The organism is Sulfuriferula nivalis (genome assembly GCF_009937995.1).
GTDB lineage: Bacteria > Pseudomonadota > Gammaproteobacteria > Burkholderiales > Sulfuriferulaceae > Sulfuriferula > Sulfuriferula nivalis.
Window position 1 is genome coordinate 2,678,941 of sequence record NZ_AP021881.1, and the last position, 14,159, is coordinate 2,693,099.

General features: G+C 49.8%; 11 protein-coding genes and 1 pseudogene. 5 read left to right on the forward strand and 7 right to left on the reverse strand.

Annotated features, from left to right (window positions below; genetic code table 11):
• The first annotated feature begins 114 nt into the window (after positions 1–114).
• Complete coding sequence (locus tag SFSGTM_RS13165; RefSeq protein WP_162086332.1) at positions 115–1,164, forward strand: IS110 family RNA-guided transposase; 1,050 nt, start codon at positions 115–117, stop codon at positions 1,162–1,164.
• A 449-nt stretch (positions 1,165–1,613) separates the two neighbouring features.
• On the opposite strand, the gene SFSGTM_RS13170 is transcribed toward SFSGTM_RS13165, so the two are convergent.
• Positions 1,614–2,393: a hypothetical protein gene (locus tag SFSGTM_RS13170; RefSeq protein WP_162085562.1), complete on the reverse strand. Its 780-nt coding sequence runs from the start codon at positions 2,391–2,393 to the stop codon at positions 1,614–1,616.
• A 92-nt stretch (positions 2,394–2,485) separates the two neighbouring features.
• Complete coding sequence (dnaE, locus tag SFSGTM_RS13175; protein WP_162085563.1) at positions 2,486–5,932, reverse strand: DNA polymerase III subunit alpha; 3,447 nt, start codon at positions 5,930–5,932, stop codon at positions 2,486–2,488.
• Between the two features lie 197 nt (positions 5,933–6,129).
• Here dnaE and SFSGTM_RS13180 point away from each other — a divergent pair, with 197 nt between their 5' ends.
• The gene (locus tag SFSGTM_RS13180) at positions 6,130–7,044 is read left to right on the forward strand and encodes an ADP-ribosylglycohydrolase family protein (protein ID WP_162085564.1); all 915 of its coding nucleotides are present in this window, start codon (positions 6,130–6,132) and stop codon (positions 7,042–7,044) included.
• 219 nt (positions 7,045–7,263) lie between these two features.
• Here the strand turns inward: SFSGTM_RS13180 and SFSGTM_RS13185 are convergent, their stop codons facing one another.
• A complete protein-coding gene (locus tag SFSGTM_RS13185) occupies positions 7,264–8,379 on the reverse strand; it encodes an IS91 family transposase (protein WP_162083488.1) in 1,116 nt (371 codons plus the stop codon).
• Positions 8,376–9,289: pseudogene (locus SFSGTM_RS13195) on the reverse strand (tyrosine-type recombinase/integrase). Before SFSGTM_RS13195 ends, SFSGTM_RS13185 begins: the two are co-directional and overlap by 4 nt.
• Positions 9,290–9,370: 81 nt before the next feature.
• Between SFSGTM_RS13195 and SFSGTM_RS13200 the strand changes: the two are divergent.
• Together SFSGTM_RS13200 and SFSGTM_RS13205 are read left to right on the forward strand one after the other, a co-directional pair.
• Positions 9,371–9,631, forward strand: a complete 261-nt coding sequence (locus SFSGTM_RS13200; RefSeq protein WP_269780110.1) for an ADP-ribosylglycohydrolase family protein — start codon at positions 9,371–9,373, stop codon at positions 9,629–9,631.
• A 42-nt stretch (positions 9,632–9,673) separates the two neighbouring features.
• Positions 9,674–10,534, forward strand: a complete 861-nt coding sequence (locus SFSGTM_RS13205) for a sulfurtransferase (protein ID WP_162085565.1) — start codon at positions 9,674–9,676, stop codon at positions 10,532–10,534.
• Here SFSGTM_RS13205 and def read toward each other — a convergent pair.
• Genes def through pgsA form a run of 3 tightly spaced genes read right to left on the reverse strand, consistent with a single transcriptional unit; the run spans position 10,489 to position 13,503 of the window.
• Positions 10,489–11,022 (reverse strand): peptide deformylase, encoded by a 534-nt coding sequence (gene def, locus SFSGTM_RS13210; RefSeq protein WP_162085566.1) that lies wholly within the window; start codon positions 11,020–11,022, stop codon positions 10,489–10,491. The two genes, SFSGTM_RS13205 and def, sit on opposite strands and share 46 nt — an antisense overlap.
• Positions 11,023–12,915, reverse strand: a complete 1,893-nt coding sequence (locus SFSGTM_RS13215) for a potassium transporter Kup (protein WP_162085567.1) — start codon at positions 12,913–12,915, stop codon at positions 11,023–11,025.
• Between the two features lie 24 nt (positions 12,916–12,939).
• Entirely contained in the window at positions 12,940–13,503 is a 564-nt protein-coding gene (gene pgsA / locus SFSGTM_RS13220; RefSeq protein WP_162085568.1) for a CDP-diacylglycerol--glycerol-3-phosphate 3-phosphatidyltransferase, read from the reverse strand.
• 144 nt (positions 13,504–13,647) lie between these two features.
• Here pgsA and SFSGTM_RS13225 point away from each other — a divergent pair, with 144 nt between their 5' ends.
• A complete protein-coding gene (locus tag SFSGTM_RS13225) occupies positions 13,648–14,124 on the forward strand; it encodes a hypothetical protein (protein WP_162085569.1) in 477 nt (158 codons plus the stop codon).
• The last annotated feature ends 35 nt before the right edge of the window (positions 14,125–14,159 follow it).

A 14,159-nucleotide genomic window follows, 5' to 3' on the forward strand; every position in this document is an offset into this window, starting at 1 on the left:
ATACGGGGGCAGTCGGCGAGGACTAATGTAATGGACGCTCCCTTCCTAAAATGGCATCTCGGTGCCAAAGTAGTGATTGCACCATCACCACGCAACCAGAAAGGAGTGTCCATTATGAAGATTACGACGATTGGAATTGATTTGGCAAAGACTGTATTTCAGATTCACGGTGTAGATGAACATGGCAAGGTGATCTTGCGTAAACGGCTTAATCGATCTGAGATGGCCGTATTCTTTGCCAAGTTATCACCTTGTCTGATCGGCATGGAAGCCTGCGGCAGTGCGCATCACTGGGCCAGGAAACTAAGCCAGTTCGGTCATGTTGTAAAGTTGATGGCACCACAATTTGTGAAGCCATATGTCAAAACCAACAAGAACGATATGGCTGATGCTGAAGCCATTTGTGAAGCAGTAGCACGACCCAACATGCGCTATGTTGCTGTGAAAAATATCGAGCAACAGGGGGTGCTATCGATCCATCGTGCGCGTGCCGGATTTGTAAAAAGCCGAACCGCACTAGCCAATCAGATACGCGGATTGCTCGCTGAATTTGGCATTGTAATCCCGCAAGGCATTCGCTCTATCATGAAGAAAATGCCATCAATACTGGAAGATGAGGAAAACGGTTTGCCAGGTGTGATGCGCAATCTCATGCGCGGATTGACTGAGCATCTGAAGGGGCTGGACACACTGGTTGCAGAATTGGAAATACAGATTCAGCGGTGGCACCGTGAGAGCGATGCCAGTCGGAAGCTGGAATCTATTCCTGGCATTGGCCCGATCACAGCGAGCGCGATCGTGGCAACTATTGGCAATGCAAGAGAGTTTAACAATGGTCGCCAGTTGGCTGCATGGTTGGGTTTGGTACCCAGGCAACACTCAAGCGGGGGCAAGCCAACACTGTTGGGGATTAGCAAACGGGGTGATGCGTATCTGCGAACTTTGCTGATTCATGGTGCGCGGTCGGTGATCCGGGTTGCAGAAACGCGGATGGATGGTGATAACTGGCTGCGTAAGTTGTTGGCAAGGCGAAACAGGAATGTAGCGTCGGTGGCGTTGGCCAACAAGAATGCACGGATCATCTGGGCACTGCTGGTGCGTGAACAGTCATTCCAACCTGGTTATGTTACGACAGGCAATTGGGCTGTGACATCTTCAGACTAAGAGGGTATCAGGGCACTATAGTTGAAATAGCAGGTTCAAAGTGTAAGTTCCACAGATTGCTCAGGCAATCATGATGTGATGGTTAGACAGGTCAGACCGTGAGTGGCGTAACCTGCCTCAGACAAGGCACTTCGAGTGCGCAGGACTATAAGGTTCTACTCAGCGGATTCCATCAGGGACAGAAGCAAAAGCTTCACCTAAAGTCCGGATGTATGGCTGCAATCTTTACCTTTCTATCATCATCGATTGAAAGCTTGGCATAACTGGGAGCGTCCATGTATGTCTGAGACCGCAGGCCGAGTTCCGCAGCCGCCCGTTTTGTTCGTCACTACACGGGAAGTCGGCAGGAATGGCGCAGTAGGCTGCCATTCTCTTAGCTTACTTTCTCTTGGGCAAGCAAGCGTAAGTAACTTGCCATCAGACAACCCCGACCAGAATCTGCAAGCAAATTAGTAATTTATGAATTTATGACTCTGGTCATAGAAATAACAAATATCTTGTATTTCTTTAGCCTGCTTGTATTTTCCAACCACAAGCCATTCTGGATTGCGATCTGCCATGCTGATGTATGTTGTCCCATGCCAGATAAACGGCTGTAAAACAAAAAACCCCCCAATACTCGCATGATCAAAATTTTTACGGAGTTCTTCGGTATTCGTTTTTTTTAGATATTTTGGGAGATGCTTGAGTTTGTATGCCAATATTTGCTCTTTTAGCAATGTGGGTACATTTTTCAAGTGATAAGAGTAATTAGTGTCATTGCCAAATAGAAAGTCAGGTGTAGATGACAACGCTTCTAATCCACCTTTACCTGGTTTGAGTTTTGAGAGCACATTACTTTCCATTGGAAAGATATATAGCACATCATTAAAATAGTTAAATTCTTGCATCGTTGATTTGACGACTAATTCATTTTTCCCATCATTGTTGATATCAAAAATGGCTCGCTGAACGAAGGAGTATGAATCATCATTTAAACTATCGATACTTAACCAGTTAATCTGGGTAAATACTTCATGTGAATCATAATTAATACGTCCATATGTATCCATATCTTTGTTGTACAATTTAAGCATAGAGTCACAAAGCTCTTTCTCCTTGCTCATGACTAATACATAAGGGTCAGCCTCTGCTGCTTCATTTGTAATTAGCAGTAACATAAAAATTAAAAATATGCGGCTTATAATCCACTTATGAATATTAAGCGATAGAGTGCCTTGGTGCTTCATGTTGCCATTCTCCATTTTGAAACCTTATGGTCTGAACATACATTTAACATTTTCCTCATGAATATACGTAGCTGGAGTTCTAGCTCGAGGAATTAATACACCACATTCACCGCATCCGTCCCCAAATACCCCCGCAACGCCCCTAACAAATCATCATGCAACGACACCCGCCAGCTATCGCCCAAAATCAGATCCGTCTCTGCATCAGGCAAAGTCAAATGACAGATCACCTGACAAGCTTCCGCATCACTGCGGAACGGGTCTAACTTGGCTTGCAACTGTTGCACACTGGTTGTGGGGCTAACCCGCAGGCGCAGGTTCTTAGCATAACGAGTTCGTGCGCTGGCGACGTCGAACAGTTTGTCAACGTTGATACGCAAACCACCAGAATAATCATCCTTGCTGACTTTGCCTTCGACCAGTAGCAACTGGTCTTCTTTCAGGCTATCACGGTGGCGTTCGAACATTTCGTTGAATATGGGGACTTCTACCGTGGCTGTGCCATCATCAAGCAACACAAATGCCATTTTGCCGCGACGCGTCACCTGCGTACGCATGGACACAATGACACCTGCCAACAGCACGGGGTTATGGCTGGGCGCCAGTTTATCCAGCCGCACTTTGAGCAGCGATTTTAATTCGGCGGCATAGGCATTGAACGGATGACCACTGTAATAGAAACCTAGTGCCGTTTTCTCTTGCAGCAACTGTTCTTTTTCCGACCAGCGCGGCACTTCGACCAGACTCATCCGCGTTTCCGGATGGCTGTCAAAATCATCAAACAAGCCTACCTGATTGGCATTCGCCGCTGCCTGATTTGCCATGTCCAACGCCACGCCGACCGAAGCCAGCAATGATGCGCGATGATCATTCAGCCCATCCAGCGCACCCGCGCGTATCAATGACTCCAGCGTGCGGCGATTGACGCTGCGTTTATCCACGCGCGTGACCAGATCAAACAAATCCGTAAATGCGCCATCTGCTTCGCGCGAAGCTACTATTGCTGCAATTGCTGCCTCACCCGTGCCCTTGATTGCTCCTAGCCCGTAGCGTATTTGTCGAGTATTTTCCGGAGCGAAACGATAACCCGAGCGATTAATATCGGGCGGCAATATTTCCAGCCCGGTTGCCAGCGCGTCTTCGTAGAAGTTTTTAACCTTATCGGTGTCATCCATATCCGCCGACAACGTCGCCGCCATGAATGCAGCAGGGTGGTGTGCTTTCAGATACGCAGTGTGGTACGCCACCAGCGCATAAGCTGCCGAGTGTGATTTATTAAAACCATAACCTGCAAACTTTTCCATCAAATCGAAAATATAGGTTGCCTGTTTGGCATCTATATTTTTCGCCACCGCGCCATTAACGAAGAGATCGCGGTGCTCGGCCATTTCCTCGGCTTTTTTCTTACCCATCGCGCGCCGCAGCAAGTCCGCACCACCAAGGGAATAACCGCCCATCACCTGCGCGATTTGCATCACCTGTTCTTGATAAACGATGACACCGTAAGTCGGCTTGAGCGTCGCTTCCAGTGACGGATGCATGTAATCGACCTTGGCTTTACCGTGTTTACGATTGATAAAGTCATCCACCATGCCTGACTCCAGCGGACCGGGACGGAACAGCGCCACCAGCGCCACCACGTCTTCAAAACAGTCAGGCTGCAAACGCCGTATCAAATCTTTCATACCACGCGATTCCAGCTGGAATACCGCCGTGGTCTTGCACGCCTTGAGCAGGTTATAGCTCGCTCTGTCGTCCAGCGGCAAAGTTTCCAGACTGAACGGTGCTTTACCGTCCGCGGACAATTGCGCCACATAGCGCATCGCCCAGTCCAGAATAGTCAGAGTGCGCAAACCCAAAAAGTCGAATTTAACCAGACCCGCTTTTTCAACGTCATCCTTATCAAACTGCGAAACAGCCGAATCCGAACCCTCTGCCTGATACAGCGGACAGAAGTCGGTTAGTTGTCCAGGCGCAATCAGCACGCCACCCGCGTGCATACCGACGTTGCGTGTCAAATCTTCGAGCTTGCTGGCCAGCGCAAACAGTTCGCGCACATCCTCTTCGTTGTCATAACGCTCTTTGAGCTGCGGCTCCATCTCCAGCGCTTTCGCCAGCGAGACGGGTTTGACGCCTTCTATCGGTATCAGTTTCGATAGCTGATCGCACAAGTTATAAGGCAAATCCAGCACGCGGCCGACGTCACGGATAACTGACTTGGAACCCAGCGTACCAAAGGTCACAATCTGCGAAACCGCGTCGCGCCCGTATTTATCCTTGACGTAATTGATGACGCGGTCACGACCATCCTGACAGAAGTCGATATCAAAGTCGGGCATGGATACCCGCTCAGGATTCAAAAACCGCTCAAACAGCAAGTCATAAGGCAAAGGATCCAGATCAGTAATGTTCAGCACATACGCAACCAGCGACCCAGCACCCGAACCCCGTCCAGGACCGACAGGCACGCCATTCTGTTTAGCCCAGTTGATAAAATCCGCAACAATCAGGAAGTATCCCGGGAAACCCATCTGAATAATGGTATTCAGCTCAAAATCCAGGCGTGCCGCATACTCAGGATAACGCTGCTCTCGTACCGCTGCATCGGTATATAACACCTGCATACGTGCAGCCAGCCCTTCCGCTGAACGCTGCCGCAAATAATCATCCAGCGTCATGCCATCAGGCGTAGGAAACTGCGGCAATTTACTTTTGCCCAGCTCCAAATTCAGCGAACAGCGTTTGGCGATTTCCACCGTGTTCGCGCAGGCATCAGGCACATCGGCAAACAATGCCAGCATTTCTGCCTGCGTTTTAAAATATTGTTCTTCAGTAAACGCTTTCTGCCGCCGCCTGTCGCCGAGCAATGCACCTTCGGCAATACAGACCCGCGCTTCATGCGCCTTAAAATCATCGGCATCGAGGAACTGGATAGGATGTGTGGCCACTACTGGCACAGCTAACTCCGCAGCCAACGGCAAGGTCAGATTCAGGCAATTTTCCGCTTCTGGCTGCCCGGTGCGCTGAATTTCCAGATAATAACGATCAGGGAATAACACCGCCCAGCGCTGGGCTGCCAGCCGGGCTTCATCCAGATTGCCCGCCAGTAACGCCTGACCAACATCGCCCAACTGCGCACCTGACAACGCAATCAGACCCGTGGTATCTATCTCATTAAACCAGGCTAACCTTATCTCGGCACGACCGCGCTCACGGTTTTCCAGATTCGCGCGCGTCAATAATACTGACAACGCCCGATATCCAGCGACATTCTGCACCAGCAAACCCAACCGACTGGGTCGGTCACGATCAGCTTCATTGGTTATCCATACATCGCAACCCACAACAGGCTTTACACCCTTGCCGCGCGCCGCCTGATAGAACTTGAGCAAGCCAAACACGTTGGACAAATCGGTCAACGCCAATGCAGGCATACCATCCTGCACCGCCCGCGCTATCGCGTCATCAATGCGCACGATACCGTCAGAAATAGAAAACTCCGAATGGAGCCGAAGATGGATGAATTGGGAAGAAGACATGGGCACATTTTAACTCAGAAACACGCACCGAACGCATACTCAATGTGCAACATGGGCTGCAACTTACAGCGCAAACAAAGTTAAATGCAATTAAACATAGACATCGACAACAGGGTAGAACTTAATGATTATGCATACTGTCGAACTTGGCTTAATTGCTGTATTAAAAATACATACCCAACAAAAAGGAGATCGCTATGGATCGAGCAGCTGGCGCCATTATGGGTGCACTTATCGGCGATGCCCTGGGCTTGGGTTGCCACTGGTACTATGATCTCGCCGAGTTGCGCCGCGACTGTGGCGTATGGATTAGTGATTACACTACGCCAAAAGCAGACCGTTATCATGGCGGCATGCGCGCCGGACAATTGTCGCAGAGCGGACTCATCATGGTCATGCTGCTTGAATCTGTGGTTGAGCATGGCGAATATCAGGAAGACGATTTCACCCGCAGGCTGGATGAAGAACTGTTCCCGTTATTAAATGGCAGCCCAGTTTACGGCCCCGGTGGCTATACCAACCAGTCTATCCGCGAAGCTTACCGGCGGCGCGTGCAGCAACACAAATCCTGGCGCGAAACTGGCGGCCACGCCGACACCAGCGAATCGGCAGAACGCGCCATCGTACTGGCGGTCAGATATGCCAAACAGCCTCATTTATTGGCTCAATTTGTCAGTGCCAATTGCGTGCTGACTCAGGCCGATGAAGCCATCGTCGCAATGAGCACAGCTTACAATGCCATACTGTCCTTACTCGTAACCGGGGAAAAGCTGAGCCCAGACATCTCGAACAAGCTCATGCAACTGGTGCACAGTAATGAATTGCCGTTCCATGCAGTCACAAAAAGTGATTTTTCCGCACCCCAGCGCGGCGATCCGGACCCACCATTAGCTGGGCGCTTCTCTTCTCCCGACGCTTTGTTGACGCCACATTACATGGCTCTGGCAGCGCTGGATCCGGGCATCCAGATCGAACCAGCCTGGAAAGCCGCTATCGTATACGGCATGCCTTGTGCGATTTACCGAATAAGGTTAGATTGTGATCGCGAAGCGAGCCACAATCTGAACCGTTTGTTGGACAAGCCCGGCATGGCTGGGGCGGGTGTTGCTTGAGCGCTTATGGAAATATCTTTTTGACTATGCTGGCATAACTGGACGCGTTACGCATCCCACCCGCCATTTCACGACCTTCACGTTGCCATTGCAGCAACTTATTCTATTCAACTCACCGTTTTTAGTCGGCTTTTCGGGCATGTTAACCCAATTTCAGCCTTCTTCAGGGCGAGCACGGCCATACCTGCCTAGTCTGGCAGGTGGGCGGTGTGGGCTGGTTTAGCGCATGGTCTCCCACCCTGTGTCATCTGCTCTGTGTTCCCGTTTTATAGATGGGGCTGATGTGGCTAGCGGTATCGCTTTGATACGTGTGCGCACTATCTTCATCACCCCACCGCAACATTGGCAACGTATCGCTGGTCTGGGTTGCGCTGGCGGCGGATTGTTCCGTCGCCATAGGTGGGTCAGCTGTAGCTGGGTGAGTAGTTTGCTATTGGGATGCAGGTAGCCAAAGTTGCGGGCGCGGCGGTAGCCTTTGGGCAGAATGTGTTGCAGTATCAGTCGCAGGAAGGCTACACCACTCAAGGTACGGGTTTCCATTTGTTTGGTTTGGCTGTTCCGGTAACGGAAGGTGACCTGACCATGCCGGTCGGAGAGGATGTCTTTCTCCTGTATCACCCCCCGATACAGATAGCGCCCAAGGTAGATCAGAGCGTGCTGTCCAGTGCCGACGGCTTTGCAATCCACCACCCAATCGGTCGGGTAATCGTTTGGCAGGGTGAGTCCTGCTTGTCTGATGCCTGCCAGTAATTTGGCACGAAATACTTTGGCCAGGGCTTTGTGGTTAAACAGGTAGTTGCCGTGTTTATGACGCATGCGTCGCTGTTTGGGGTTAAAGGCGACAGCGGGCATGACGAGATGCACATGGGGGTGATAGTCCAGTCGGCGGTTATGGGTATGCAGTACAGTCACCGCCCCTGCGCTGCCGCGCAGCTTGTTGTCGTTTTGGCTGAAGGTGTTGACTGTTTCCCACGCGCAGCGTGTGATCAAGTCATACATGACGCGCTGATGTTGCCAGGCCAGTGTGCGCAACTGGGCGGGCACGGTGAAGGTGAGCATGAAGTAGTTGGCGGGGATGGATTTGTGTAATTGCTGGTCTATCCAGCGCTGTGATTCGTGCGCCTGGCAATGCGGGCAATGCCGATGACCGCAGGAATGTGGCAGGTAGCTGGGTGTTTGACAATCATCACAGGCAAGTTGCATCCTCGGGCTCATCTGGCTACGGCAGGTTTGAAAGGCGGTTAAGGCAGCTTGCTGGCTGGGCAATAGGTGATGACCGTGTTGTGCAAGCAGTTTAGCTGCGTAGGTTGCTACGATGTGCGCCAGTCTGATCATTTGACTTTGCCCCAATGAATGTGGAATTTCTCCATTAATTGATTAAGGCGAGTGTGTGCGCTCTGATGGCGTTGTTCGGTGAGGTGGGTGTAGCGGATGGTGGTGAGGATGGACTGGTGTCCGAGTATCTGCTGAATTTCGAGTAAATCGATGCCAGCTTCTATCAGGTGGGTGGCATAGCTGTGGCGCAGGCTGTGTGGTGTAATTCTTTTTTTAAGCCACAGTCACGGGTCACTTGACCCAAGGTGGTCTGGATACCACCACGATCCAGCGGGGTGCGTGCCAAGTGCGATTTGGCAAGACCGCCGTGTCGATTAGGAAAGAGCAAGCTTGGGTTGCGATGGGTGAGCCAGAAACGGCGCAATACCTGCAAGGTGTTCTCTGATAACGGCACCAATCGATCACGGTTGCCTTTGGCGTTGCGTACTTGCACCCGCATCCGATCCGCATCGATATCCCCTACCTGCAAGCGTAAGCCTTCGCCTAATCGTAAGCCCAGGCTGTAGAGGGTGAAGAAGAATACGCGGTAGCTCAATACGCGGGTGGCCATGAAGATTTGTTGTGCCTGGGCGACGGTAATGATGTCGGGCAGGCTATATGACTTGGGTGGTTTAACCAGATCCGCACCTGGCCAGGGTTGGCTGAGTACATGGGCATAATAGAACTTCAGTCCATACAGATCATGTTTGAGCGTACTCCATGAATGGGTATCCAGGATGCGAACAAAATAGTCGGTTAATTGTGGCTTGGTGAGCGCGTCTATCTGGTCATTAAAATACACCGCTGCGCGCCGTACGCCGTGTGAATACAAGGCGATGGTTTTAGGCTGCATGCCTCTGAGCTTGAGGCAATTCAGCAGTCGCTGGTGATTGTGCTCGAAGTGCGCGGGGATGGGTGTGGGGGCTGTCAATGTCGTCTCCTCGTGGTACAGTAATCAAAATTCCATTGCTGGGGGAGACGAAATTATGCTGCGTAATTTGATGGTTCGGGAATATTTCTCCGCGATAGCGGCTTCGTTCAACATCAGCTTCCAGCGGCCTATTACCTGGCAGCCCGCTTTGCCGACGATTTCGAAGCCGCTGTACTCCACGCCATTAACGGTGGTGGACAAAACATGTCCCGCGCCATGCTGACAGGCGCTCTGGTGGGCGCACAGGTTGGGCTGGAAGGTATTCCCCAGCGATTCATTGACGGTCTCGACAACGGTGCGGCATTATTGGCGCTCGCAAAAAAACTGGGAACCCAGCTTTAAACGTTATAATGCTGAGTAATCAAATTGCTACATTCACATATCATGGCCAACATATTAAATATCGCTGCATATCGCTTTGTCGAACTCGACCAACTACCTGAACTACGTGAACAGTTCCGTAATAAAACAGCTGCACATAAACTCAAAGGCACTATATTACTCACGCCCGAAGGCATTAATATGTTTTTGGCTGGCATCCCTGATGAACTGGAAGCGTTTATCAGCTGGCTGACTGCTGATGCGCGTTTTGCAGATATCGAAATCAAACGCAGCTGGTCAGACGAAATGCCGTTTAACCGCATGCTGGTCAAACTGAAAAAGGAAATCATCACCTTCCATCAGCCTGGCTTTGACCGCACTGCTCATCCTGCGCCGCAATTGCCTGCCAGCGAATTGAAAAAATGGTATGACGAAGGTCGTGAATTCGTTATTGTCGATACGCGTAATGATTTTGAGTTTCAGGTAGGCACATTCAAAAACGCAGTGAACCTGCAGCTTAATACCTTTGGCGACTTTGCCGCCGCGACCAAACAACTGGACAACTATCGTGACATTCCTATCGTCACCTTCTGTACCGGCGGCATACGCTGTGAAAAAGCTGCACCTTATATGGCTGGAGAAGGATTCAATCAGGTGTATCAACTGCAAGGTGGAATACTGAAGTACTTTGAAGAATGCGGCGATACGCATTATGACGGCGAATGTTTTGTGTTTGATAAGCGTGTTGCGCTGGATGGTGAACTCAAACCGACTGCAACCAATATCTGCTTTGCCTGCCGCACTGTACTTACACCTGAAGAACAAACCAGCCCTGATTATGTAGTGGGTGTGTCATGCCCACATTGCATAGGCAAGGTTCAGTCTTCTACGTCTACCATGGCAGGAAACAGCACTTCGGTATAACCAAAGTCACGCATATCTTTAATGCGCATGGGGTAGAGCACGCCCCACAGGTGGTCAACTTCATGCTGCACCACCCGAGCATGAAAGCCTGAAACGGTGCGGTCTATGGCATTACCATATTGATCAAATCCCTGGTAGCGCAGGTGGGTATAACGTGGCACCAGACCACGCATACCTGGCACGGATAAGCAGCCTTCCCAAGCTTCATCCTGCTCCTCGCTCAAAGCGGTGAGCACAGGATTAATCAGTACGGTTTCGGGTACAGCTTCTGCATCAGGATAACGGGGATTATTGCCCACACTGAATATCACCACTTGCTGGCTCACGCCTATCTGCGGCGCGGCCAAACCTGCACCATTCAGCGCCGTCATGGTATCGCGCAAATCTGCTATCAGACTATGCAGTTCAGTGGTATCAAATTCAGTAATGGCAGACGCCTGCTGAAATAACAGCGGCTCGCCCATTTTTAAGGTGGATTTAATCGCCAATTACAGCTCCACTTGTGTACCAAGTTCAATTACACGATTAGTCGGGATATGGAAAAATGCGGTTGCACTGCTGCCGTTACGCGCCATACTAACAAATAGTTTTTCCCGCCAAATCGCCATACCTGGCACTTTGGTCGCAATCAACGTTTCACGACTGAGGAAGAATGAGGTTTCCAGCAGATTAAATTCGTTACCCTTAATCTTGATACGACTCAATGCTAATGGGATATCCGGCTCATCCTTGAAACCATAGTAAATAGTCACCCGATAAAACTCATTTTTGAGCGACTCAACGATCACACGTTCGGTCTCTGGCACCCAAGGCTCATCCTTCACTTTCACGGTCAACAACATCACCGTTTCATGTATTACCTTGTTGTGCACTAAATTATGCAACATGGCATGAGGCACGCCATCTGGATTAGTGGTTAAAAATACCGCCGTACCGGGTACGCGTATCGGTGGATGATCCAGTATGCCGCGCAAAAATGGAAGTAACGCAATGGAAGCACTTGCCTGACGTTCGGCCAGTATTTCTTTACCACGCTTCCAAGTCGTCATCAACGTAAACACCAACAAACCGATGGCCAGTGGGAACCAGCCACCTTGCAAAATTTTAATGGAGTTCGCACTGAAGAATGCCAAATCTATACTCAAGAAAAACAGCATGCCTGTCAACGTCACAGCCCAGCTCCATTTCCACATCCCACGTACAACGACAAAAGCTAAAATCGTGTCTATCGCCATCGTCCCGGTTACCGCAATGCCGTATGCCGATGCCAGATTACTTGAGCTCTGGAAACCCAATATCAAGGCAACGATACCTATCAACATGGCCCAGTTCATCACAGGGACATAGATTTGCCCGATTTCACGCGCTGAAGTGTGCACAATATCCATGCGCGGCATAAAACCCAATTGCGTCGCCTGTCGGGTTACCGAAAACACGCCGGAAATCACTGCCTGTGAAGCGATCACTGTCGCCAGCGTTGCCAACCCGACCATAGGATACAAAGCCCAGTCAGGTAGCATATTGTAAAAGGGGTTAGCAGCTGAAGCCGGGTCTTGTATTAACAACGCACCCTGACCAAAATAATTCAGTAATAGCGTAGGTAATACAAACAAAAACCACGCCGCACGGATAGGATGCTTACCAAAATGCCCCATATCTGCATAGAGCGCTTCGGCACCTGTCAGTGCCAATACCACTGCACCCAGCGCAAGGAATCCATGCATCTTATGCTCAATAAAAAAATTCGCAGCGTACATAGGATTCAAGGCTTGCAACACGGCGGGATACTGGAAAATTTTAATTACCCCCATTATGCCCAGCGTTAAAAACCAACCTATCATGATCGGCCCAAACAATATACCGACCGTAGCCGTTCCCTTACGTTGTATAAAGAATAACCCACCCAACACCCCTAAGGCGATGGGAATCACGAAAGGTTTGAAAGCTGGCGTGGCTATTTCCAATCCCTCAACCGCTGACAACACGGAAATTGCCGGGGTAATAAGACCATCACCAAAAAACAGCGAACCACCAAACAAGCCCAGCATTAGCAAAGGCCAACGCAGCTTAGAATCAGTAGAGACCACTCGCTGCATCAAGGCTATCAGCGCCATAATACCGCCCTCGCCCTTGTTATCCGCGCGCATAATAAACACGACGTATTTAAGTGACACGACGATCAATAACGACCAGAACACCAGCGACAACACACCCAGCACATTTTCATGACTGGTACTGATACCATGTGCCGGATTAAATACTTCTTTCAGGGTGTACAACGGGCTAGTACCAATATCGCCGTATACGACACCAATAGCAGCAATAGACAGCGCGGCTAAACTTTGTTTATGGACAGCTTCATTCGGATTTGCAGGTTGCATGGATAACCTTAACGAGAATAAGTTCTAGCGCGTCACGGCAGGAAGTGCACGACGCAGATAATAAACCATAGACCAGACTGTCAGCACTGAAGCCAGCCAAATCAGCCAAGTGCCAATATATTGAATATCCAGACCAAATAATGACTCATGAAATAGCAATAAAGCTATCGCTATCATTTGTGCGGTCGTTTTAAGTTTCCCCAACATCGACACCGCCACGCTTGAACGCGCCCCAATATTCGCCATCCACTCACGCAGCGCAGAAATAGTGATTTCACGACCGATAATAATCAACGCGATAAGTGCATCAACCCGTCCCAATTGCACCAGCACGATTAACGCCGCTGCTACCATGAGTTTATCCGCGACGGGATCAAGGAAAGCACCAAAATCTGAAGTCTGGTGCCACATGCGCGCCAAGTAACCATCTAACCAATCAGTCACTGCTGCCACTGCAAACATCCCCGTGGCAGCCATATTCACTTGATGTTCCGTCAGCCAACCTGCTGGCAAATAAAACACAGCCACCACCAGTGGTATCAGTAGAATGCGTAACCAGGTTAGTAAATTTGGTACGTTAAGCGGCATATTGCATCAACAAAATAGAATGTACGCTTATTCTAACTCAGAAAATGCTTATCACTAAATCGGGTTAGCAAACCTGATGTTGTCATGCAATGCCATCATCACTATCCGTTATACTGATTCCAACGCATACGAAATGGAAATTTGATGAAAATCTCGAGTTTATTTATTAGCTTATTCGCTGGATTAACGCTGAATGTGGCTGCCGCTGCAGACCTGTTAAAAACCGGGGACGAACTGCCAAAATTAACGCTAACCGATCAATTCGATAAAGCAGGTGCTATTCCCACAGCCACTAAGCTTATCGTCTTCATGGCTGACCCGACAGCAGGTCGCATGATAGTGTCGTACATAGACAGCAAGAGCTCAGCCTGGCTTGCACAAAAACATGCGGTAATTTTAAGTGATATCCACAAGATGCCAGCGATGATGAAATTATTTGCTTTCCCTGAGTTACGCAGCAAATTTTATAGCATCATACTGGGTCGGGAAGAAGCTGATTTGGCAATGTTCCCACATCAGAAAAGCTGCGCTACCGTGCTGGCAACGCAGGCCAACACCATTACAACTATACAATATGCATGTAGCGAAAAAGAATTAAGCGTACAAATGGAAGCTCATTAACCTGCCGCAGATAAACCGCAGCATTGGCGGGTCAC